Origin of the sequence: Micromonospora sp. NBRC 107095 (assembly GCF_030269705.1) — a bacterium.
Classification (GTDB): Bacteria; Actinomycetota; Actinomycetes; order Mycobacteriales; family Micromonosporaceae; genus Micromonospora; species Micromonospora parva.
This window is the reverse complement of sequence record NZ_BSTU01000006.1, coordinates 231,176-253,558: the sequence shown is the minus strand read 5'-3', so window position 1 is coordinate 253,558 and position 22,383 is coordinate 231,176. Positions and strand designations below refer to the sequence as shown.

Here is a 22,383-nt window from a genome sequence, read left to right as displayed (position 1 = left end):
ATCGCGCAGAGCGATGGCGAGGGGCCCCTTCTCGGTGCGTCAGTTTCCGCTGGGCGTGCTCTCCCCGGTGATCAGGTAGATCACGTGCTCGCCGGCGTTGACAGCGTGGTCGGCGAAGCGCTCGTAGAAGCGACCCAGCAGGGTGGCGTCGATGGCCGTCTCCACTCCGTACGGCCAGTCGTCGCCGAGCAGCACCGCGAACAGGTTCTTGTGCAGCTCGTCCATGGCGTCGTCGTCGCGGTCCAACTCACCGGCGAGGTCGGCGTCGGGCTTCGCCAGCACCGAACCGATCTTCACGGCCATCCGGTCGGCGATCTCGGACATCTCGGTGAAGACCGTCCGCAGCTCGGCCGGGACGGCCGGGGAGGGGTGCCGGCGCAGCGCGGTCTTCGCCACGTGCTCGGCCAGGTCGCCCATCCGCTCCAGATCGGCGGCCACGTGCAGCGCGGTGATCATCGCCCGGAGGTCGGAGGCGACCGGTGCCTGTCGGGCGAGCAGGTCGCAGACCCGCTCCTCGACGTGCCGGTAGAGGTCGTCGATCTCGGCGTCCCGCTCGATGACCGTCTCGGCGGCCTGCCGGTCGGCGGTGAGCAGGGCCCGGGTGGCCTGGCGCATGGCGGCGCGGACGCCCTCCGCCATGTCCACCAGCAGTTGGCTGACGATCTGGAGGTCGGCCCGGAACTCGTCGCGCATCATCACGTCCTGTGGTCGGTCGCCGCCGACGGGTGCCGGCGCAGGGGTTTTGAGCAGGTGCGACGCCAACGGTAGGGCGCGCGGACGGACCCCGGATGAACCACGGTGAACGACGCCAGACGTGGGGGTGAACACTTGTGTAAGTGAGGGTATTTCGTCCCGTTCTGTGTGGTAGCCAGGTTAACAATGACCCTACGATCGCCGGGTGGAGTGGGCAGTGGCGGTCATGGTGGTCGTGGCGTTGGTGGCCGGGATGGTCGCCGGTCTGCTGCTGCCCCGGTTCCTGCCGAGGCGGGACGACCGCTCCGCGTCGACGGGGAGCGTCAGCTTCCGCTGGAACAGGGGGAGGCCCGCGATAGCCGACGAGCAACAGGCGGGGCTCGGCCGCCGGACGATCGACTCGCTCCGGGCCGGTGTCGTGGTGCTGGACAACGACGACGTCCCCGTGTTGATCAATCCGGCCGCCCGCGCGATGGGGCTGTTGCGTACCGGCAGCACCCCCGGCTCGATCGCCGCGCACCCACTGATCCGCACCCTCGCCGGCCAGGTCCGACGCACCGGCGTGCGGCGCGAGATCGAGCTGGACCTGCCCCGTGGTCGCGACAGCGCGGGGGAGAACCCGCTCGGCGTGCACCTGCGGGCGATGGGCCTCGGCAACGGCTTCATCGCGGTCGAGGCGGTCGACGTGACCGAGTCGCACCGGCTGACCCGGGTGCGACGCGACTTCGTGGCCAACGTGAGTCACGAGCTGAAGACCCCGATCGGGGCCCTGCAACTGCTCGCCGAGGCGTTGCTGGACGCCACCGAGCCGGCGGACGCCGCGGCCTCCGACCTCCCCGAGGACCTGGTGGCCGCCCGCCGGTTCGCCGAGCGGATCCAGCACGAGTCGACCCGCCTCGGCCGGCTGGTACAGGAACTGCTGGAACTGACCCGGTTGCAGGGCGCTGAGCCGCAGCCGCCACCGGAGCCGGTCGCGCTGGACTGGGTGATCGCCGAGGTGGTCGACCGGACCCGCACCACAGCCTCCGCCCGAGGGGTCACGGTGGCCGTGGACGGTGAGCGTGGTCTCACCGCGTACGGCAGCGACTCCCAACTCGCCACTGCGGTGGCGAACCTGGTGGAGAACGCCATCAACTACTCGGGTGAGGACACCACGGTCCGAGTCACCCTGCGGGGCGACGACGAGCACGTCGAGGTCGCCGTCGCCGACCAGGGCATCGGTATCGCCCCCACCGACGTCGACCGCATCTTCGAACGGTTCTACCGGGCCGACCAGGCCCGCTCCCGTGCCACCGGCGGCACCGGGCTCGGCCTGGCGATCGTGAAACACATTGCGAGCAACCATGGCGGACGGGTCGAGGTGTCGAGCACTCTTGGTGGTGGATCGACGTTCACCCTCCGGCTGCCCGCCAGTCCACCGGATGACCTCCTGGCGACACTGCCGCCGGTTGGGATCGAGTCCGGTCCGACTGGGCTACGGCAGGTCTGACAGCAAATGGAAAGGAAATCCCCGTTGAGCCGCGTTCTCGTGGTCGAGGACGAGGAGTCGTTCTCCGACGCCTTGTCGTACATGCTCCGTAAGGAGGGCTTTGAGGTTTCGGTCGCTGCGACCGGCACCGACGCCCTCACCGAGTTCGACCGGACCGGCGCCGACATCGTGCTGCTCGACCTGATGTTGCCCGAGATGTCGGGCACCGAGGTCTGCCGGCAGTTGCGGCAGCGCTCTGCCGTGCCGATCATCATGGTCACCGCCCGGGACAGCGAGATCGACAAGGTTGTCGGGCTGGAGATCGGTGCCGACGACTACGTGACGAAGCCGTACTCGCCGCGGGAACTGGTCGCCCGGATCCGGGCGGTGCTGCGCCGGCAGAGCCCGGAGGTGGCGGAGGCGGGTGCGCCGACGCTGGCCGCCGGCCCGGTGCGGATGGACATCGAACGGCACGTGGTGACCGTCGACGGCGGTGCGGTGCAGCTGCCGTTGAAGGAGTTCGAACTGCTGGAGCTGCTGCTCCGCAACGCCGGCCGGGTGCTCACCCGAGGCCAGCTCATCGACCGGGTCTGGGGTGCCGACTACGTCGGTGACACCAAGACGCTCGACGTGCACGTCAAGCGGCTGCGCTCCAAGATCGAGCCGGAGCCGTCCGCGCCGCGGTTCATCGTGACCGTCCGGGGTCTGGGCTACAAGTTCGAGCCGTGATCGGCGTACGCGAAGGGGGCCCGCGCGCGACGCCGGCCCCCTTCGGCCTGTTCCCGCTCGGTCAGCGGACGACCTTGGTGTTGAAGTTGGCGGTGTCGAGTCACAGAGGTGTCGGTATGCAGCTCTCTCTGGACGCCCGGAGGGTGGCAGTGTGGTTGGCAGTCCTTTGGAGCTGATGTCACAAACAAATCATCCGCCGTCGCCGGCTGGTGTCTTCCGCTGATGCCATGAACGATTCAGCTCCAAAGCGCCCTCGACCCATGTCCTGTCCTCTCGTCGGCGGGGGCCGTCGCAAGGCCGTCGCGAAGTCGTCGTGCCACGGTCGCGCGGCCCCTGCGACGTCGCCGGTGTGCTGGACGGGGACCCACTGATCGCCGACGCGGCCCAGCGCAGCGCCCGCACGCTTGTCGACGACGCCCTGCGCTGATCAGCTACAGCTCGTCGGCGGGGTGCGGGGCGATCATGCCCTGCCGCGTCCGGGCCGCGCACAGCTCGGCCAGTCGCTCGTACGCGGCAGCGCCGATCAGGGCGGTCAGCTCCGGCCCGTACGACAGGTACATCGGCTCGGCGCCGACGTGCGCGTCCGTCGAGGACGTGCACCACCAGTCCAGGTCGTGCCCGCCGGCTCCCCAGCCCCGCCGATCGAACTCGGACAACGTGGAGACCAGCACCTTGGAGTTGTCCGGTCGCTTCACCCAGTCCTGATCGCGGCGGATCGGCAGCTGCCAACAGACGTCCGGCTTGTACTCCAACGGGTGCACCCCGTCGCGCAGCGCCTGCGCGTGCAGCGCGCAACCGCCCCCACCGGCGAAGTCCGCGTCGTTGAGGAACACGCACGGACCGTCGGCGCCCTGGGTGGCGGTGCGGCGGGCCGGGTTCTTGCCGTCGATGGTGTCCTCGTCGGTCCAGTTCTTGAACCCGCGCCGGAAATGCTGCCAGGTCGACGGGGTGAGCCGCCGGACGGCGTTGCGAACCCGCTTCTCGTCGTCCGAGTCGGTGAAGAACGCCCCGTGCGAGCAGCAACCGTCCGCGGCCCGGCCGGCGATGATGCCGTGGCAGCCCTTGCCGAAGATGCAGGTCCAGCGGGAGAGCAACCAGGTCAGGTCGGCCCGGATCAGGTGCGTCTCGTCGGCGGGGTCGGTGAACTCGATCCACTCCCGAGGGAAGTCCAGGGGCACCTCACGGCTACGCGGGTCACCCGGGTCGTCCACCAGCACACGGAGCTCCATCGTCACTCGGCCCAGCGTACGCGCGGTGCCGTCCGCAGGTCGGTGAGCCGCGCAAACGTGTTGCGCCTAGGGTCTTCACCATGCGACTGGGTGTCCTCGACGTCGGATCCAACACGGTGCACCTCCTGGTGGTGGACGCGCACCACGGGGCGCACCCGTGGCCGGCGCACTCCGAGAAGGTGGTGCTCCGGCTGGCCGAGCAGATCGGCCCCGACGGCGCACTGACCGAGGCGGGTGCGGACGGCCTGGTCAAGGCGGTGGGCATGGCGAAGGCGGCGGCCACCGGGCTGGCGACCGACGACCTGATCGCGTTCGCCACGTCAGCGGTGCGCGACGCCACCAACGCGGCCGAGGTGCTGGCCCGGGTCCGCGACGAGACCGGCGTACGCCTGGCGGTGCTCTCCGGCGCGGACGAGGCGCGGATGACCTTCCTGGCCGTACGACGGTGGTTCGGTTGGTCCGCGGGCCGGCTGCTGGTGCTGGACATCGGTGGTGGCTCGTTGGAGATCGCCGCCGGCATCGACGAGGACCCGGACGTCGCGGTCTCTCTTCCGCTCGGTGCCGGCCGGCTGACCCGCGAGCGGCTGCGGGTCGATCCGGCCAGCGCGGCCCCGCCGTCGGCAGAGGCCGTCGACAAGCTCCGGGAGTACGTGGACGGCCGGCTCGACAAGGTCGTCGACCAGATGACGGAGGTGGGCTGGGGCCGGGCGGTGGCCACCTCGAAGACGTTCCGGACCCTGGCCCGACTGGCCGGGGCGGCCCCGTCCGGTGCCGGGCTGTGGGCGCGACGCAGCCTGACCCGGGCCGGCCTTCGGCAGGTCATCGGTTTCATCCGGCACATCCCACCGGCGCAGTTGATGGAGCTGGAGGGGGTCAGTGCGGGTCGGGCCCACCAGTTGTTGGCCGGTGCCGTGGTCGCCGAGGCGGTGATGCGCCGCCTGGACCTGGAGTCGCTGGACATCTGCCCGTGGGCGCTGCGGGAGGGTGTCATCCTTCGTCGGCTCGATCAACTTGAGCCGATCTGACCCCACGACCGTTTTGGGACTGTTTGCCGGCGCTCGTCACGATGCCCCCGGCGTCGCCGGGCTACGCTGGCTGATGTGACTTCCCGCGTTCCCGTGCTCCTGTCCAGCTCGTCGGTCTTTCCCGAGCCGACCGCGGCGGCGTTCCAACTGGCCGCGGCGCTCGGCTACGACGGCGTCGAGGTGATGGTCTGGACCGACGTGGTCAGCCAGGACGCGGGCGCGCTGCGCGGCCTCTCCACGCACTACGACGTCCCGGTGCTCTCGGTGCACGCGCCCTGCCTACTGGTCACCCAGCGGGTGTGGAGCCCGGACCCGTGGGAGCGCCTGCGCAAGGCCGCCGAGCTGGCCGAGACGCTTGGCGCGCCGACCGTCGTGGTGCACCCACCGTTCAGCTGGCAGCGGGACTACGCGCGCAACTTCGCCGAGGGTCTGGCCACCGTCGCGGACCGGTTCACCGGGCTGCGCTTCGCGGTGGAGAACATGTACCCGGTACGCATGGCGGGCCGACAGTTCGTCCCGTACGTGCCCGGCTGGGACCCGACCGACACCGGCTACCCGTCGTACACGCTGGATCTGTCGCACTGCGCGGCGTCGCACAGCGACCCGCTGGAGATGGCCGACCGGATGGGTGCCGGGCTGGCGCACGTGCACCTCGGTGACGGCACCGGCGAGGGCCGCGACGAGCACCTGGTGCCCGGGCGCGGCACCCAGCCCTGCGGGGAGCTGCTCTCCTCGCTCGCCGGGCGGGGTTTCACCGGGTCGGTGGCGGTGGAGGTCGCCACCCGGGGCGCGAAGAGCCGCGCGGTGCGCGAGGCGGACCTGCGCGCCGCGCTGGAGTTCGCCCGCCAGCACCTGACCGCGTCGTCACCTGTCGACGCCTGACCCGTCCGCCCCGCCCGGGGCGGTGGCGGTGTCAGCGGACCGGTGAGAGGGAGTCGACGCCGGCGGTCGGCTGCGCTGCGACAGTCACCTGCTCGCCGACCGCGGCCCGCTTGCGGGCCCGGTGCGCCGCCACGTGCGAGCGGGTGGCGCACCGCTCCGAGCAGAACCGCCGGCAGCAGTTGGACGACGTGTCCAGGTAGACGTTGCCGCACCGCTCGTCGGCGCAGACCCCGAACCGGGCGCTGCCGTACTCGCAGAGCCAGACCGACAGCCCCCAGACCGCGCCGGCCAGGTATTCGGCGCTGACCGAGGCACCCCGACTGGTCACGTGCATGTGCCAGTCGCTGGAGTCGTGCCCGGAGATGCGCGGCTGCACCGGGAACGCCTCAAGCAGCGCGTTCAGCTCGGTGACCGCCTGGGCGTCCCGCCCCGAGGTGCCGTACTCGAAGACGTCGCGCAACCGCTTCTGGGCCCGGCGGAAGATCGCGACGTCCCGGTCCGCGACCTCGTCGCGCATCCAGGCGTTCTCGTCGGGGAAGAGGGCCCGCAGGTCGTCGAGGTCGTCCAGGCGGGCGTTGACCAGGTCAACGCCGGTCCGGGCGTACGCGTCGAAGTTCACGCCCTCAAAGGTAGACGACTCACGCGGCGCGTGGCGCGTCGATGTAGTGCGGCAGGAACCGCGCGTAGCCGTCGGTGATCAGACTGGCGCTCTCCCGCACCCCCACACCGGCCGACTCGCCGTCGACGATCCAGCTGCCCAGCACCATCCGGTTGCCGGCGAACTGCGGCAACGCCCGGAACTCCTGGTAGCACCAGCCCTCGTCGCCGTAGATCCCCGGGTTGGTGATCTCCTCGCCGGCGGTGACGATGCGCACCGAACCGCCCTCGCGGCCGAGCAGCGGCTTGGCCACGTACTCCGGCATGCCGCGCGGCGAGTCGAGATACGCCGGGAGCAGGTACTCGTGGCCGGGGTACAGCTCCCAGAGGACCGCGAGCAGCGCCTTGTTGGAGAGCAGCAGTTTCCACGCCGGCTCGATCCAGGTGGTGGGTGTGCCCGGGGCCAGGGCCGCCGGCCCGTACGGCTCGGCCAGCATCCACTCCCACGGGTAGAGCTTGAAACAGGTGGTCACCGGTCGGTCGTCGGCGTCGACGAAACGTCGGCCGTCCCAGCCGATCTCCTGGATGGGCTGCAGCTCGACGTCCAGGCCGGCCTGGCGGGCGGTCTCGGCGAGGTAACCGGCGGTCATGTGGTCCTCTCCGGACTCCTCCTCGTTCGACCAGAGCACGTGCACCAGCGGGTCGTGCAGCCCGGCCCCGATCTTGGCCCAGGCGCCGACCAGCCGTTCGTGCAGGCTGTTCCACTGGTCCAGATCCGGCCGGGTGTCCTCCAGCCAGTACCACTGGATGATGCTCGCCTCGACCAGCGCGGTGGGGGTGTCGGCGTTGTACTCCAGCATCTTCGGGGGCCAGGTGCCGTCGTACGCGAGGTCGAAGCGCCCGTAGAGGGTCGGTGGCGCCTCCCGCAGCGACCGGGCCACCGCCTCGGCCGCCCACTGCGGGATGCCGAACTCGGCGTACCGGTGCCGCGCCACCACGTGCTCGGCGGCGGCCACCGACATCCGGTGCAGTTCCTCGGTGGCCTCCTCCAGCCGCAGCACCTCGTCCAGGTCGAAGGCGTACGCGGCGGTCTCGTCCCAGTACGACATGATCCCGCCGTCGGGTAGTTCGGTGTCGACGTAGACCAGACCCTGGGAGCGGATGGTGGCGTCCCAGTCGGTGCGCGGGGTGACCGTCTCGCGGCGCACGTCAGCCGCCGCAGGCGGCGAGGTGGGTGCCGAACCCGCCGCGCTCGGGCAGGGCCGTCGTGGCCGGTTCCGGGGCGGTGCGGCCAGCCGCCGGGTCGCTGACCCGCATCGCCAGCGCGACGGTCCCGCCGCCGCCGACCGGCCCGAGGGCGCAGTCGTCGTCATCGTCGTCGTCCGAGGTCATGTTGCAGCCGGAGAGGGCGAGCGCGAGAGCGGTGAGCGCGCCGAGTTGCACGGAGGCCGATCGGAGCCGGCGGCGGGGGCGTTGGTCCACGGCATCGTTGTAGCCGATCGACGCCAGCGCCGCCGCCCCGCCCCGGGTCGAGGTGGCCCCGCCGCCCCTCGGCGGGGGCCCTGGCAGGGGCGTTACGCTCGGCTCATGCTCCGTTCCGTCATCCTCGCCGCCTCCCGGTCATCCCAGGTCGAGCGGCTCGTCGCGACCGCCCCGTACACCCGGGACGTCGTCCGCCGGTTCGTCGCCGGCGCCGCCACCGACGACGCGTTGCGCGCGACCCGCGGGCTCGTCGACGACGGCCTCGCGGTCACCCTCGACCACCTCGGTGAGGACACCGTCACCCCCGAGCAGGCCACCGCCACCCGCGACGAGTACCTGAAGTTGCTGAAGATGCTCGCCGGTGCGGGGCTCACCCCGGCCGCCGAGGTCAGCGTGAAGCTGTCCGCCCTCGGCCAGATGTTCGACGAGCAGTTGGCGTACGACAACGCGCGGGCGATCTGCGCGGCGGCCGACGCGGCGGGCACCACTGTCACCCTGGACATGGAGGACCACACCACCACCGACTCGACGTTGGAGGTGCTGAGCCGGCTGCGCAAGGATTTCCCGTCGACCGGCGCGGTGCTCCAGGCGTACCTGCGCCGGACCGAGTCGGACTGCCGGGAGCTTTCCTCGGCCGGGTCGCGGGTGCGGCTGTGCAAAGGCGCCTACAAGGAACCGGAGTCGGTGGCGTACCAGTCGGCCCGCGAGGTGGACAAGTCGTACGTGCGCTGCATGAACATCCTGATGTCCGGCGACGGGTACCCGATGCTGGCCACCCACGACCCGCGCATGATCGCCATCGGTGAGGACCGGGCCCGCTGGTTCGACAGGGGGCCGGAGCGCTTCGAGTTCCAGATGCTCTACGGCATCCGCCCCGAGGAGCAGGCCCGGCTGGCCGGCGAGGGCTACACGGTGCGCACCTACGTCCCGTACGGCGACGAGTGGTACGGCTACCTGATGCGTCGGCTCGCCGAGCGCCCCGCCAACCTGGTCTTCTTCGGCCGCGCCCTGGTCTCCAAGAAGTAACTTCCGCGATTCGGCCGACGGGCCGGTGGCGACCGCTCGGGTCACCGCCGGCCCGTTTCGACTGTCCGGCTTGCCAACCTCGGCTAAGTGCCTTAGCTTTAAGGCTATGACAACTAGCCAGGTGCGGCGGGACGGCGGACACATCGCGTACGAGGTGCGGGGCGAGGGGCCGTTGGTCGTCCTCGCGCACGGCATGGGCGAGAACAGGGCGAGCTTCCGGCACCTCGTGCCCCTGCTGGTGGCCGCCGGTCACCGGGTCGCCTCGGTCGACGTCCGGGGACACGGGCAGTCCAGCGTCGGCTGGCCCACGTACGCCCCGGCGGAGGTCGGCAAGGACCTGCTGGCCGTGGTCCGTGACCTCGACGCCGGCCCGGCCGTACTGGTCGGCAGCTCGTCCGCCGCGGCGGCGGTGGTCTTCGCCGCCACCGACGCACCCGAGCTGGTCACCGGCATCGTGCAGATCGGCGCGTTCGTCGGTCAGCCGAAGCTCAACCCGATGCTGCGGATGGCGATGTGGTCCGTGCTGCACAGCCCCCGACTGTTCGGGATGTTCCACAACACCCTGTTCCCGGTGCGCCGACCCGCCGACGACGCGGCCTACCGTCGCTCCATGGTGGCCAACCTGCGCGAACCCGGCCGGATGGCCGCGACCCGCGGCGTGATCGCACCGGCCGAGCCGCACTGGACAGCCCGCGCCCCGCAGGTGCGGCAACCGGTGCTGGTGCTGATGGGGTCCAAGGACCCGGACTTCCCCGACCCGGGAGCCGAGGCACGAGCCGCCCGGCGGCTCTTCGGCACCGCCGAAGCCCGGATGATCGAGGAGTCCGGCCACTACCCGCACGCCGACCAGCCGCAGCGCACCGCCGAGGAACTGCGCGGCTTCCTGGCGGTGTGCGCCGGTGCCTAGGGTCGGCCTCAACCAGCAGACCGTCGTACGGGAGGCCGCCCGGCTGGCCGACGAGGTCGGCTTCGGCCAGCTCACCCTCGCCGCGCTGGCCAGCCGGCTCGGTGTCGCGCTGCCCAGCCTCTACAAGCACGTGCGGGGGGCGGACGCGCTGGCCCAGAAGCTTGCCGCGCTGGCCACCGCCGAGCTGGCCACCGAGATGACCACCGCCGCCGTCGGCCGCTCCGGTGGCGACGCGCTCCGCGCCATGGCGGACGCCTACCGTGGCTACGCCCACCGACACCCCGGCCGCTACCCGGCCACCCAGCGGGTGCCCGACCCGGCCGACCCGGAACACGTCGAGGCCGGCGAACGCGCCGTCGGTGCCGTCGTCGCGGTCCTTCGGGGCTACGGGCTCACCGGCGACGACGCGGTGGACGCCACCCGCGCGCTGCGCAGCGCTCTGCACGGCTTCGTGACCCTGGAGGCCGCCGGTGGCTTCGGTCTGCCCCGCGACGTCAACCGCTCGTACCAGCAGTTGATCGCGAGCATGGACATCTCCTTCCGCTCCTGGCCGGGCACCGGCGCGTGAGCTGGCGGCCGGGGCGGCCTCGCCGCGTCCAGGTATTGGTCGTACCCTTCGGCGGGTGACTGACGAGGTGCAGCGGCCAGCACCACGGCGGCTCTGGCCGCTGTGGACGGTGCTCGTGGTGGTGTTCCTGCTGCTGGGCTGCGGCCTGCCGGCGGCGCTCGTCGTCGGAGTGATACGGGAGACCGGCGCGCGCCCCACCGTCAGCCGGGTCGGCGCCTCGGCTGCCGACGACCCGGCCACCGCCGTGGCCCGCGGGTTGTCCGACCGGATCACCGCCCAGCTCCACCGTCAGTCCGCGGCGCTCCTCGCCGGCGACCGCGCGGGTTTCCTCGCCGTCGCCGACCCCGTCGCCCACAACGACCTGCGCCGACGCTTCGCCGCGCTTCGCGAGCTGAAGGTGACCGGGTGGCGGGCCGAGCCGAGTGGTCTGCCCGTGCCGGTCATCGGCAAGCCCGGCGAGTGGCGGCTGCTGGTGCGCTTCCAGTACTGCTTCGTCACGCCGAACTGTCGGCCCAGCCCAGTGCTGATCGGCACCCGGTGGCGGGAGAACGGTGACCAGCCCCTGATGGTCGCCATGGAGGAATCCAAGTCGGTGGAGACCGGCACCCGACCGTGGGAGATCAGCGACCTGGCGGTCGCCGTCGGCGCGCGGACCATCGTCGCCACCACGCCGGCGCTGCGCGGCAAACTGCCCGGCCTGCTCGCCCAGGCCGAGGCGGCGGCCAAGGTCGCCGACGGGTACGCGGTGACCGGGTCACCGCCGGACCGCTACCGGATCTTCTACGCCGGGCGCACCGAGTGGCAGCGCTGGTACGGCGGGGAACGCCCAGAATGGACCGGCGGTTACGCGGTGACAGTGGGCGGCGGCCACCACGAGGTGGTGCTCAACGCCGAAGGGCTCACCAACAGCGGCACCGACGACCTGCTGCGGCACGAGCTGACCCACGCGGCGTCGTTGCCGGAGCGCGGCTACCCCGGCAAGCTCACCTGGTGGTTGGTGGAAGGGCTTGCCGAGTTCGCCGGTGCCGGCGGCCAGGCGGTCGACAGGTACGAAGGGATCGCCGACGTCCGCAAGATGGTCCGGGGCGGCTGGGACGGCAAGTTGGAGGGCATCAACCCCGCTGACGATGCCCCGGCCGAACGGGTCGCCGGCAGCTACGGCATCGGCTACCTGGCCGTTCGGCACCTCGTCGACAGGTACGGGCCGCTGCGGCTGCTCACCTTCTTCAAGACCGTGGTGCACGACGGCAGGACCCTCGACGTGGCGTCCGAGAAAGCGTTCGGCGAGCAGTGGTCGACACTGCACGACGAGTGCGTGGCGTACGTCCGCGCCACCGCCGGCTGACGCAGCTCAGAGGTGGTGCGAGGGCACGCCGTACCATCGATGGGGTGCGCCGCACCCAGTCGTCACGGCCCGCCGGCACCACGCGGCCCCGCCTGCTCGTCGCCCTGACCGCCGTCGTCGTCCTCACCGCCACCACCGCCGCGTCCTGCGGCGACGAAGGCCCCGACCTCGCGTTGGCGTCGGCCGCCCGTAACCCGGTCACCGAGGTGATCGACGCCCCGGCCACGGTCACGGCCCGCGCCGCCGCCACCCTCACCGCTCCCGCCGACGGCACCCTGGCCAGCCTGCGCGTCCAGCCTGGACAGCGGGTCAAGCGCGGACAGGTGCTGGCCGTTGTCGACTCACCGAGTGCACAACAGCGTCTCCGCCAGGCGAAGGAGGCGCTGTCCGCCGCGAAGCGCGCTGGCCGGGGCGTCGGAGCGGGCAGTCTGACCAGCAGCCGGCGCGGCACCGACAAGGCCGCCGACGAGGCGTTCGACGCGGCCCGCAAGGCCGCCGAGAAGATCGCCGACCCGCAGTTGCGGGACGCGCTGCTGACCCAGGTGACGTCCGCTCAGAAGCAGTACGCCGCTGCCGCGCGCAGCGCCGACCAGGCGGTCCGGGCGGTGCAGCGGGGGATCAACGGATTGAGCTCCGCCGTCGGCGCGCTCTCCGCGGCGCAACGGCTCCAGGCCCAGCAGGCGTACGACCTGGCGAAGGCGACTGTCGACGCGCTGACCCTGCGCGCCCCGATCGCGGGGGTGGTGCAGCCGGGCGGCACCCGGGCCGGCGGCGGCGCGAGCGCCGGTCTGGCCGGGCTGTTGGAGCAGGCCGGGGGCGCCGGCCTCGACCCGTCCGTGCTGACCCCCGGTCAGGGCGGCCCGCCCGCCGGGGTGGACGACGCGGTGGTGGTCGGCGGCCTGGTCACCGCCGGCGCGCCGGTGCTGACAGTCGTGGACACCGGGCAGTTGGGTCTGCTCGCCGAGGTGGACGAGACCGACGTGCTCCTCGTCAAGGCCGGCGTGCCGGCAACTGTCGAGTTGGACGCCGTCACCGGTGCCAGCTACGACGCCACCGTCCGGTCGGTCGACGTGCTGCCCACCAGCTCCGCGCAGGGTGGGGTCACCTATCGGGTACGGCTGGCGCTGGGTGCCGGAAAGCTGGCCGAGGACGAGCCGGCCCCGACGCCCCGCCCCGGCATGAACGCGATCGTTCGCCTGCGGGTACGTGAGGCTGTCGACGCGGTGACCGTCCCCGCCTCGGCGGTGTTTTCCGCCGACGGCCGGGACGCGGTCTGGGTGGTCCGCGACGGCAAGGCCGGCCGGGCGTCGGTGACGGTGGGCGTCCAGGGGTCCGACCTGGTGCAGATCCTCGACGGGGTGCAGCCCGGCGACCGGATCGTGGTGCGCGGCGCTGACCAGGTTCGCGACGGCCAGGAAGTCCGGTGAGCGAACCCGCCGGAGCGGGTCCGCGCGGCGACCGGTCGCACCAGGAGCGCGCCCCGGCCATCGAGGCGGTGGACGTGTCCCGGACGTACCAGCTCGACGGGGTGTCGGTGGCGGCGCTGCGCGGGGTGTCGTTGACCGTGCAGCCGGGGGACTACGTGGCCCTGGTCGGGCCGTCCGGGTCGGGCAAGTCCACCCTCATGCACCTCCTCGGTGGGCTGGACCGGCCCACGGGTGGCCGCCTGGTGATCGGCGGGCGGGACGTCAACGCCCTCGCCCCACCGGAGATGGCGACCCTGCGCAACGAGACGATCGGCTTCGTGTTCCAGGCGTTCCACCTGCTGCCGCGTACCTCGGCGGTGGAGAACGTGGCCCTGCCCCTGGTCTACCGGGGGGTGTCGGCCCGGCAGCGGCGGGAGCGGGCGGCGGCGATGCTGGGCCGGGTCGGCCTCGGGCACCGGCTGGACCACCGGCCCAACCAGATGTCCGGCGGTGAGCAGCAGCGGGTGGCGATCGCCCGCGCGCTGGTCACCGAGCCGACAGTGCTGCTGGCCGACGAACCGACCGGCAATCTGGACAGTGTCACCGGCGCCGCCGTGCTGGAGCTGTTGGAGCAGTTGAACGCGGAGTCCGGGGTGGCGCTGGTGATGGTCACCCACGACCAGGAGGTCGCGGCCCGCGCCCACCGCCGCATCACCATGCGCGACGGGGTGGTCGTGGCGGACAGCGCCGACCCGCACTCCGCCCATGATCGACCGCCGTCCGTTGATCACGGTCGACCTGCGACACTGGTCCCCGCTCCCAGCGCGGAGCCCCGGTCCGCGTCCGGAAGCGGCCCGGGGCACCCGTCCGGTGGCTCCGGTGGCGCCGCCGGAGCCACCGGGCGCCTTCCGCATGAGACCGAGCAGCCAGAGGTCGACCCGCGCGGGGCGCGCGACGCGGCTGCCGGTGAGCGCGCAGCCGAGCGTCCCGGGGGTATGGCGTGAGGGTCGCCGAGGCGTGGCGGGTGGCGTTGGATGCCCTGCGGGCCAACCGGCTGCGCAGCGCGCTGACCATGCTCGGGGTCATCATCGGGGTGGCCTCCGTGGTGCTGCTGGTGGCCATCGGCACCGGCACCAAACAGAAGGTCGAGCAACAGGTCGAGGGCCTCGGCTCCAACCTGCTGCTGGTCGTCCCCGGTCGGATCGAGGTGGGCAACGCGCCGGTCGTGTCGCCGCTGACCCTCAAGGACGTGGACGCGGTCAGCCGGGTCGTCGGTGACCCCGAGCGGGTGGCGGTCACCGTCGCGTCCGGGGCGACAGCGCGGGCCGGCGGCCGTTCCGACTTCACCACCGTGCAGGGCGTCCTGGAGACCACCCCGGCGGTGTTCACCCGGTCGCTGGCCCGGGGCCGCTACCTCACCGGCACCGACGTGGACACCAGTCGTCGGGTGGCGGTGCTCGGCGACTCGGTGGCCCGCGCGCTCTTCCCCGACCGGGACCCGCTCGGCCAGCAGGTGGCACTCGCCGGGGTGCGGTTCCGGGTGATCGGCGTCTTCGCGCCGCTCGGGCAGAGCCTCGGCGTGGATCGGGACGATGAGGTGCACGTGCCGGTGACCGCCGCGCAGCGACTCTGGGGCACCCAGCGGGTCGACGGCATCGCGGTGAAGGCACCGGACCGGGAGCGCATCGACGAGCTGGGCGAACGGATCGTCGCCGAGCTGAACCGCCGCCACCCGGACACCGAGTTCAGCGCTGTCACCCAGCAGCAGATCCTCGGCGTGCTCGGCGACATCCTCGGTGTCCTCACCGGTGTGCTGGCCGCCATCGCCGGCATCTCACTGCTCGTCGGTGGCGTCGGCGTCTCCAACATCATGTTGGTCAGCGTTCGGGAGCGGACCCGGGAGATCGGGCTGCGCAAGGCCGTGGGTGCACGTCCCCGCGACATCGGCGTGCAGTTCCTGCTGGAAGCGGTCCTGCTCACCACGATCGGCGGGGTCACCGGGATGGCGCTGGGCGTGGGAACCGCTCTGCTGGTCGACGCGCTGTCGCCGATCCCGGCCGCGATCACCTGGTGGTCGCTGGCGCTCGCCTTCGGCGTGTCGGCGGTGGTGGGCATCGTCTTCGGGGTGGTTCCCGCGCAGCGCGCCGGCCGCCTCGACCCGGTCGTCGCGCTGCGCACCGAATGAGCACCGCCGGAACAACCGGACGGTGCACGCGCGCGGGCGGATACCGGGAGCACGGATCGGGTGAACCGGCCACCGAAATATGATCAGTTGCAGGAAGGGATCGCGCCGGTCACAACCGCCCCGCTACCGTACTGGTAACACGCGCGTCGCCGGCCCGGCCCGGAGCATCCGTCGGGTTGGCACGCGCCGGGCATGGGATGGGTCGGTGAGCCATGGCCGGGTCACAGTCCGACGGACGGCTGTCGGAGGTCAAGTTCCTGACCGTTGCGGAGGTGGCGACGGTCATGCGGGTGTCGAAGATGACTGTCTATCGCCTGGTGCACAGCGGTGAGCTCACCGCCGTCCGGGTCGGCCGGTCGTTCCGGGTGCCCGAGCACGCGGTGCACGAATATCTCCGGGGTGCGTTTCAGGAAACCGCCTGAGCCACCACCACACCGCCCGCCACCGCCGGCTGACCGGCATCGGTGAGCGTACGGAGTGAGATCGCGAGCCGCGCAGTCGTGGACCTGAGGCGGTCGCGACGGGGGCGCGTTGGTCCGGCTGACGCCCTCCGGCTACCCTGGAGCCCGACCGAGACCCCACAGGTGCGCCCCGCCGCCCAGACTGGTCCGGTCCGTTGTCCGCAAGCGGTCGCCGTCGCCACCTGCGTGGTGTCATCCGGTCCGCCCCGCACGTTGTATCGAAAGGCTGTCGTATGGGCTCGGTGGTCAAGAAGCGCCGTAAGCGCATGGCTAAGAAGAAGCACCGCAAGCTGCTGCGCAAGACCCGCGTCCAGCGTCGCCGTCTCGGCAAGTGATCGCCGCCGGGCTCAGCGCCCGGCGTGCGTCGCTTGCCAAACTGTCGACCTCCGGAGGCTCAGGTGATCAGGCCGTGGTCGTCCCGGCTCGGTCCATCCTGCCGGCGTAGGTGCGTCAGATGACCCCCGGTGGCACCTCAGGTGCTCCGGGGGTCGTCGTCGTCACCGGAGTGGGTCGTTACCTGGGTGCCCACGTGGCGGCCCGACTGGCCGCCGACCCCCGCATCGAACGGGTCATCGGGGTGGACGCACCGGACGCCGGCACCGAGTTCACCGATCTGCTGGACCGGGTCGAACGGATCCGCGTCGACAGCGGAGCGCTCGGTGGCCTCCTCGCCGACCTGGACGTCGACGCGGTGGTACACCTCGCGCTGGTCACCTCACCCGACCCGCAGCACGGCGGCCGGTCCGCGATGAAGGACCAGAACGTCATCGGCAGCATGCAGATGCTCGCCGCCTGCCAGCGGGCACCCCGGCTGCGCAAGCTCGTGGTCCGCTCGTCGACAGCCGCGTACGGGGTGTCGTTCCGGGATCCGGCGGTGTTCACCGAGGAGACCGAGCCCCGCGAGGTGCCGCGCGGCGGTTTCGGCCGCGACATCCTCGACCTGGAGGGGTACGTCCGTGGCTTCCGGCGCCGCCGGCCCGACGTCACCGCCACCGTGCTGCGCTTCGCCCCGTTCATCGGCTCGACCGCCGACACCACGCTGACCCGTTACTTCTCGCAGCCGTTCGTGCCGACGGTCTTCGGCCGTGACCCCCGCCTGCAGTTCCTGCACTTCGACGACGCGTTGGAGGTGCTGCACCGCTCGATCGTGGAGGACCATCCGGGCACGTACAACGTCGCTGGCCCGGGGGTGCTGTCGCTGTCCCAGGCGATCCGGCGGGCCGGCCGGGTCGCCGTGCCGGTGCTGGAGCCGGGTCTGTCGGGGGCCGCCGCGCTGGCCCGCACCATGGGCTTCGGTAGCTACGGCCTGGACCAGGTCGACCTCTTCGTGCACGGCCGGGTGGTCGACACCACCCGGCTTGAGCAGGAGTACGGCTTCACGCCCCGGTCGACAGCAGCCGCTTTCGAGGACTTCATCCGCGCCCATCACGGTGGGATGGTGGTCACCCGGGGCCAGCTGGCCGCCGCCGAGAAACTTGTCCTGGACGGCATCCGGCAGGTCCGATCAGCCATGCGGGAGCGGTCATCATGAGCGCGAGGAGTGAGCCGGGTTTGCGAGCCCCGCAGTCGCGAACAAAGGTGGCCCAGTGAGCGCGAGGAGTGAGCCGGGTTTGCGAGCCCCGCAGTCGCGAACAAAGGTGGCCCAGTGAGCGCGAGGAGTGAGCCGGGTTTGCGAGCCCCGCAGTCGCGAACAAAGGTGGCGCTGTGAGCGCACCGGAGGAGGGGCGCGACCCGCAGTCGGTCGGGCGTTTCGACGTACCCCAGCAGGTGCCCGGACCGGATGCGGAGCCGGCGCGGCGCAACGGACACCGGCCGGCCGCGCAGGCCGCGCCGACCCCGACCCCGACAGCGCCCCCGACTCCGGCCGACCGGGTCGACGACGGGCTGCCCGCGGGCACCGGGCCGGCGGTGGCGGACCGGCCCGGGGACCACTGGGACCGCAAGGTCGCGAACGGGCTGGCGTTTCTGCGCCGGCGGCTCGCCGGTGACTACGAGGTCGACGAGTTCGGGTTCGACTCGGAGTTGACCGACGCGGTCTTCCACCCGTTGCTGCGGCTGCTCTACCGGGACTGGTTCCGCACCGAAGTCAGCGGAGTGGAGCATGTGCCAGTGGACGGGCCGGCCCTGGTGGTCGGCAACCATTCCGGGACGGTGGCGCTGGACGCCCTGATTCTCTCCGCGGCGCTGCACGACAAGCATCCCGCCCACCGTTACCTGCGGTTGCTCGGCGCCGACCTGGTCTTCCGGATGCCTGTCGTCTCCGAGCTGGCCCGCAAGACCGGCGGCACGGTGGCCTGCAACCCGGATGCGGAGCGGCTGCTCGGCGGCGGCGATCTGGTCGGGGTGTTCCCGGAGGGTTTCAAGGGCATCGGGAAGCTCTACGCCGACCGGTACAAGCTGCAACGCTTCGGGCGGGGCGGGTTCGTCTCGGCGGCGCTGCGCACCGGCACCCCGATCGTGCCCGTCGCCATCGTCGGCGGCGAGGAGATCTACCCGATGCTCGCCGACATCAAGCCGCTGGCGCGGCTGCTCAAGCTGCCGTACTTCCCGGTCACGCCGACGTTCCCGCTGCTCGGCCCGCTGGGCATGGTGCCGTTGCCCAGCAAGTGGCTGATCGAGTTCTGCCCGCCGATCCCCACCGCCCACCTGACCGACTCGGCGGATGACCCGCTGGTGGTCTTCAACCTCGCCGACCAGGTGCGGGAGACCATCCAGCAGACCCTGCACACGTTGCTGGAGCGACGGCCCGACCCGTTCGGCCCGTAGCCGGCGGTCCTCAGCCGGCGCGCCGGCGACGCTGCAGGGCCAGGCCGGCGGTGACCGCGCCGGCGACCAGCCCGGCCGCCGCAGTCGACGGTACGGCGATCTTGACCGCTCGCCGGCCGGTGCGGAAGTCCCGTACCTCCCAGCCCTGCTGGCGGGCCTGCCGCAGCAGAACGCCGTCCGGGTTGACGGCGACCGCCCGCCCCACCACGGAGAGCAGCGGTAGGTCGTTCGCCGAGTCGCTGTAGGCCGCGCAGCGGGTCAGGTCGAGCCCTTCCACAGCGGCGAGCTGGGTGACCGCCTCGGCCTTGGCCGGCCCGTGCATCAGGTCACCCACCAACCGTCCGGTGTACGCCCCGTCCACCACCTCGGCCACCGTGCCGATGGCGCCGGTCAGGCCGAGCCGGGCGGCGATCACCCGGCCGATCTCGACGGGGGCGGCGCTGACCAGCCAGACCCGCTGACCGGCGTCCAGGTGACGCTGCGCGAGCTGGTGGGTGCCGGCCCAGATCCGGGGCGCCATCAGCTCGTCGAAGATCTCCTCGGCGAGGTGTTCGACCTCGTTGACCCGCCAGCCCTCGACGAAGGCCAGCGCCGCCTCCTTGGCCAGTGACATGTCACCGGCGTGTTCCCGGGCGAGCAGCCGGAAGCGGAGCTGCTGCCAGGCGAACCGGGCCAGGTCGGCGGTGGTCACGTAGTTCCGGGAGGCGAGCCCACGGGCGAACCAGTAGATCGAGGCGCCCTGCATCATCGTGTTGTCCACGTCGAAGAACGCCGCGCCGGTCCGGTCGGGTGCGCTGACCGGGGCCAGGTCGGTCTCCGCCCAGCCGGCGGTGTGCCCCTCGGCGTCGGTGCTGACCGTCACCTTACGGCTGCGCGCCACGCGGTTCCCTTCCTTCCCGGTGTGACTGATGCTCCCTGGCGAGGGTATCCGCCGCAGACGGTCGACCGGCCGGGCACACAGCGAACTGTGGCGCGGCCGGTCGGACGTGCGGTATAGGGGCGCGGGTCAGCGATCGCCGGGGCAGGCGCTCGGGGCCGGGCCGAGGGCGTCGCTGGCGGTCGGTGCCGGCAGGCCGCAGGCGATTGCCGCGCGTAGGTCGTCCGAGCGTTCCCGGATGCTGTCCAGCAGCAGCAGCGATCGGTGGGTCCGGTCCCGGTCGACGCGGGTGCTCCCGTCGAGCAGGCCGCGCACCGCCCGGCGCTGGCTCGACACGAACGTGTTGAGGGTGTCCAGGCTGCCGGGCTCGGCTCGTTGCACAGCGGCCGAGGTCAGCAGACGAACGCCCTGCCGGGTGTCGGCGTCCATGTCGTCGAGGACCGCGCTGTAGCCGATCCGGTCGCCGCGCAGCTTGGCGGCTTCGCCGAGTCTGGTCCGGGCGAAGTCCAGGAAGAGCTGCCCTCGACTGATGTCCGAGCTGGCCAGGGCGAGCTGTGCCCGTTCGGTGGAGCGCTTCATGCCGTACAGCGCGTCACCGGGCACCGCGTTCTCGCTGGCGGCGGATATCCCGGAGACGGCGATCGCCCCGGCGGCGATGCCGACCAGGATCGCGCCCCGGGCTCGGGCCCGCCGGGCGGTGACCGCCGGCAGCAGCCGTCCTCGGGTGATGGTGAGCCGCCCCCGGGTGGTCGTGGTGGCCGGTTCGCTGGCCGTCACCGGTGCGCTGCCCAGCCCTTCCCGCTCGGCCGTCGCGAGCAGCATCGCCCGCAGGCCGGTGCGGAAGTCCTGGTCCACCTCGACAGCCGGGGGGTCGACGCTGAGCCGCTGACCCACTGCGACGAGCGGCGCGAGGTGGCCGTCCGCCCGGGATCGCACGTGGTGTCGCCGAGCGCCGTTGGCCTCGTCGAGAAGCTGCGCGAAGCGCTCCGCGCGCCGGCGGGAGAAGAGGGTGTTGTCCACCGCAGGCACCTCCTCTCGCTGGTCACGGCCGGTCGGCCGCCGTCGTTGCCAGCGACCGGGCGGCAGTGTGACACCACGGAGGTGAGGTGCCGCCGGCATGCCGGTCGGACCTCGGTGACCCGGGCCTGCCGGGACATCCACCGGTCGCACCCGGAGAAACGCGGCGGGCCGGGCACGGGTTACGGGCCTGGCGGAGCGGAAATTACAGAAAGTGATGGTCATCACCCGGCGGGACCGACTCTGAGCTGCGCGGACGTTGATCGACGCCCGTCGGTCCCGCCGTAACAACCTACGGCTGGAAGCCGTCGGGCAGCAGTCGGGCCAGGGCGCGGACGGCGCGGTACTGGAGGGCCTTGATGGCTCCCTCGTTCTTGCCCATCGCGCGGGCCGTCTCGGCGACCGAGAAGCCCTGGAGGAAGCGGAGCACTATGCACTCCTGCTGCTCGGGGTTGAGCTGCTTGACGGCGGTGAGCAGCGCGACGTTGGTGATGTGCTCCACCACCGCCGCCTCCGGGCTGCCCTCCGGGCCCCGGTCCTCCCGGTCGGCGTCGAGCACGTCGCCGGTGGTGACCTCCAGCCGGTACCGGCCCGACTTGAAGTGGTCAGCGACCAGGTTGCGGGCGATCGTCACCAGCCAGGCGCCCAGGTCGCGGCCCTGCCAGGTGAAACTGCCGATCCGCTTGAGCGCGCGCAGGAAGGTGTCCGAGGTGAGGTCCTCGGCGAGTTGCCGGTTGCCGACCCGGAAGTAGACGAACCGGAAGACGGTGTCCACGTACCGGTCGTAGATCAGTCCGAACGCCTCGGACTCGCCGGCCTGGGCCCGCTCGATCAGCGTCCACACCTCGGTTGCCGGGTCGGACGGGTCCGGTCGGCTCGGGAAACCGGTCGGGGTGGTGGCCGTGGTGGCGGTGGTGGCCGGCACCGCCGGGATCACCGCTGTCTCACCCGCAGCCGGGTCGGTGGTGACCGCCGGTGTGTCGCTTACCCGACGACCCTGCACGGGCATGATGGGCCGCTGCGGTACGGCCACCCGGCCGCCGGCCGGCTTCGCGTTCCCGCCGGGCACCGCGGGTCGCGGTGGTGGCTCGTTGTGATGTGGCCGGCTGCGGATCCGATTCGCCGCGCCGTCACCCCGGACGCCGCCGGGCTGCTCGTCCAGCGGGGCGCGGGCAGCTGGCCGCTCGTTGACATGGGAGCGGGCCGGCTGACCGGTCAGACCGACCGGGCGTTCCGCGTAACCGAAGGTGGTCACCGTGTTGCCCCCATCCCGTCGGTTGCCGGCCGGGCCGGTCTGGGTCTCGTCGGGGCGGACCGACCGGGTGACCGGTCGGGCAGGACGGTCGCGGGAACTGCCGACGGGCGGCAGTTCCGTTGGAGGTGCTGGTCCAATGCGCTCACAGGCACGGGGGCCTCCTCGGGCTGAGGGGTGTCGACTCACGGCAAATGGGGTGACCCGACCCGAGTGATGATAGGGCCAACGTCACCCGCGCGTGGCAAGTCCGTTACACAAGGCGGAAGTATTTCCCGCTCCGTCGCACCGATGGCGGACCGGTTGTCCGTCGTGTGCGATTGACTTTCCGTCGGCACGGTGTTCCAGGATGGATGCCCAGGTGAGAGGCGTCCCAGCCGTTCGGTTGGCCCGACACGCCGGCCGGTCGGGCGGCGGCGACCGAACTGCCCCTGATCGGCGTCGCACGTCCCATCGACAGGACCTGAT

Annotated in this window: 23 protein-coding genes; 15 read left to right on the top strand and 8 right to left on the bottom strand. The window is 72.0% G+C overall.

The window, feature by feature from the left end; all coding sequences use genetic code 11:
* Window positions 1-39: 39 nt before the first annotated feature.
* Window positions 40-693, bottom strand: coding sequence for a phosphate signaling complex protein PhoU (phoU, locus tag QSK15_RS26880; protein WP_030329692.1), 654 nt, complete (start codon window positions 691-693; stop codon window positions 40-42).
* 205 nt (window positions 694-898) lie between these two features.
* Here phoU and QSK15_RS26875 point away from each other — a divergent pair, with 205 nt between their 5' ends.
* Window positions 899-2,182, top strand: a complete 1,284-nt coding sequence (locus QSK15_RS26875; protein WP_285796875.1) for a sensor histidine kinase — start codon at window positions 899-901, stop codon at window positions 2,180-2,182.
* A gap of 24 nt (window positions 2,183-2,206) precedes the next feature.
* Window positions 2,207-2,890, top strand: a complete 684-nt coding sequence (locus tag QSK15_RS26870; protein WP_030329696.1) for a response regulator — start codon at window positions 2,207-2,209, stop codon at window positions 2,888-2,890.
* Between the two features lie 431 nt (window positions 2,891-3,321).
* On the opposite strand, the gene QSK15_RS26865 is transcribed toward QSK15_RS26870, so the two are convergent.
* A complete protein-coding gene (locus tag QSK15_RS26865; protein WP_285797147.1) occupies window positions 3,322-4,119 on the bottom strand; it encodes a DUF3109 family protein in 798 nt (265 codons plus the stop codon).
* Window positions 4,120-4,199: 80 nt separating this feature from the next.
* Here QSK15_RS26865 and QSK15_RS26860 point away from each other — a divergent pair, with 80 nt between their 5' ends.
* Both QSK15_RS26860 and QSK15_RS26855 read left to right on the top strand, forming a co-directional pair.
* Window positions 4,200-5,144, top strand: coding sequence for a Ppx/GppA phosphatase family protein (locus QSK15_RS26860; RefSeq protein ID WP_285796874.1), 945 nt, complete (start codon window positions 4,200-4,202; stop codon window positions 5,142-5,144).
* A gap of 75 nt (window positions 5,145-5,219) precedes the next feature.
* Window positions 5,220-6,026 (top strand): sugar phosphate isomerase/epimerase family protein, encoded by an 807-nt coding sequence (locus QSK15_RS26855; RefSeq protein WP_285796873.1) that lies wholly within the window; start codon window positions 5,220-5,222, stop codon window positions 6,024-6,026.
* A gap of 31 nt (window positions 6,027-6,057) precedes the next feature.
* Here the strand turns inward: QSK15_RS26855 and QSK15_RS26850 are convergent, their stop codons facing one another.
* Genes QSK15_RS26850 through QSK15_RS26840 form a run of 3 tightly spaced genes read right to left on the bottom strand, consistent with a single transcriptional unit; the run spans window position 6,058 to window position 8,105 of the window.
* Window positions 6,058-6,645: a CGNR zinc finger domain-containing protein gene (locus tag QSK15_RS26850; protein ID WP_285796872.1), complete on the bottom strand. Its 588-nt coding sequence runs from the start codon at window positions 6,643-6,645 to the stop codon at window positions 6,058-6,060.
* Between the two features lie 19 nt (window positions 6,646-6,664).
* Window positions 6,665-7,831, bottom strand: a complete 1,167-nt coding sequence (locus tag QSK15_RS26845; protein ID WP_285796871.1) for a glutathionylspermidine synthase family protein — start codon at window positions 7,829-7,831, stop codon at window positions 6,665-6,667.
* A 1-nt stretch (window position 7,832) separates the two neighbouring features.
* Window positions 7,833-8,105, bottom strand: coding sequence for a hypothetical protein (locus QSK15_RS26840; protein WP_279519873.1), 273 nt, complete (start codon window positions 8,103-8,105; stop codon window positions 7,833-7,835).
* A 105-nt stretch (window positions 8,106-8,210) separates the two neighbouring features.
* Here QSK15_RS26840 and QSK15_RS26835 point away from each other — a divergent pair, with 105 nt between their 5' ends.
* The 11 genes from QSK15_RS26835 to QSK15_RS26785 all read left to right on the top strand — a co-directional run bounded on the left by QSK15_RS26835 (window position 8,211) and on the right by QSK15_RS26785 (window position 18,769).
* Window positions 8,211-9,131, top strand: coding sequence for a proline dehydrogenase family protein (locus QSK15_RS26835; RefSeq protein WP_279519872.1), 921 nt, complete (start codon window positions 8,211-8,213; stop codon window positions 9,129-9,131).
* A gap of 106 nt (window positions 9,132-9,237) precedes the next feature.
* Window positions 9,238-10,038 (top strand): alpha/beta fold hydrolase, encoded by an 801-nt coding sequence (locus QSK15_RS26830; protein ID WP_285796870.1) that lies wholly within the window; start codon window positions 9,238-9,240, stop codon window positions 10,036-10,038.
* On the top strand, window positions 10,031-10,606 hold the full coding sequence (locus tag QSK15_RS26825; protein WP_285796869.1) for a TetR/AcrR family transcriptional regulator: 576 nt from the start codon (window positions 10,031-10,033) through the stop codon (window positions 10,604-10,606). Before QSK15_RS26830 ends, QSK15_RS26825 begins: the two co-directional genes overlap by 8 nt.
* 55 nt (window positions 10,607-10,661) lie before the next feature.
* Window positions 10,662-11,951 carry a hypothetical protein gene (locus QSK15_RS26820; protein WP_285796868.1) on the top strand — a complete coding sequence of 430 codons (1,290 nt, stop codon included), beginning with the start codon at window positions 10,662-10,664 and terminating at the stop codon, window positions 11,949-11,951.
* 35 nt (window positions 11,952-11,986) lie between these two features.
* Complete coding sequence (locus QSK15_RS26815) at window positions 11,987-13,378, top strand: efflux RND transporter periplasmic adaptor subunit (protein ID WP_377631694.1); 1,392 nt, start codon at window positions 11,987-11,989, stop codon at window positions 13,376-13,378.
* Window positions 13,375-14,361, top strand: coding sequence for an ABC transporter ATP-binding protein (locus QSK15_RS26810; protein WP_285796866.1), 987 nt, complete (start codon window positions 13,375-13,377; stop codon window positions 14,359-14,361). The genes QSK15_RS26815 and QSK15_RS26810 overlap by 4 nt, the downstream gene beginning before the upstream one ends.
* Window positions 14,358-15,542 (top strand): ABC transporter permease, encoded by a 1,185-nt coding sequence (locus tag QSK15_RS26805; protein WP_285796865.1) that lies wholly within the window; start codon window positions 14,358-14,360, stop codon window positions 15,540-15,542. Before QSK15_RS26810 ends, QSK15_RS26805 begins: the two co-directional genes overlap by 4 nt.
* 212 nt (window positions 15,543-15,754) lie before the next feature.
* Window positions 15,755-15,964: a helix-turn-helix domain-containing protein gene (locus QSK15_RS26800; protein ID WP_007465625.1), complete on the top strand. Its 210-nt coding sequence runs from the start codon at window positions 15,755-15,757 to the stop codon at window positions 15,962-15,964.
* 272 nt (window positions 15,965-16,236) lie between these two features.
* A complete protein-coding gene (locus tag QSK15_RS26795) occupies window positions 16,237-16,338 on the top strand; it encodes a 30S ribosomal protein bS22 (protein ID WP_007465623.1) in 102 nt (33 codons plus the stop codon).
* A gap of 119 nt (window positions 16,339-16,457) precedes the next feature.
* Window positions 16,458-17,534, top strand: a complete 1,077-nt coding sequence (locus QSK15_RS26790) for an NAD-dependent epimerase/dehydratase family protein (protein WP_285796864.1) — start codon at window positions 16,458-16,460, stop codon at window positions 17,532-17,534.
* A 353-nt stretch (window positions 17,535-17,887) separates the two neighbouring features.
* The gene (locus tag QSK15_RS26785; RefSeq protein WP_285797146.1) at window positions 17,888-18,769 is read left to right on the top strand and encodes a lysophospholipid acyltransferase family protein; all 882 of its coding nucleotides are present in this window, start codon (window positions 17,888-17,890) and stop codon (window positions 18,767-18,769) included.
* A 10-nt stretch (window positions 18,770-18,779) separates the two neighbouring features.
* Here QSK15_RS26785 and QSK15_RS26780 read toward each other — a convergent pair whose 3' ends face one another.
* The 3 genes from QSK15_RS26780 to QSK15_RS26770 form a co-directional block, all read right to left on the bottom strand.
* On the bottom strand, window positions 18,780-19,649 hold the full coding sequence (locus QSK15_RS26780; protein ID WP_285796863.1) for an HAD family hydrolase: 870 nt from the start codon (window positions 19,647-19,649) through the stop codon (window positions 18,780-18,782).
* Between the two features lie 126 nt (window positions 19,650-19,775).
* A complete protein-coding gene (locus tag QSK15_RS26775; protein ID WP_285796862.1) occupies window positions 19,776-20,666 on the bottom strand; it encodes a DUF5667 domain-containing protein in 891 nt (296 codons plus the stop codon).
* Between the two features lie 289 nt (window positions 20,667-20,955).
* Window positions 20,956-21,918 (bottom strand): ECF subfamily RNA polymerase sigma factor, BldN family, encoded by a 963-nt coding sequence (locus QSK15_RS26770; protein ID WP_285796861.1) that lies wholly within the window; start codon window positions 21,916-21,918, stop codon window positions 20,956-20,958.
* Window positions 21,919-22,383: the final 465 nt, after the last annotated feature.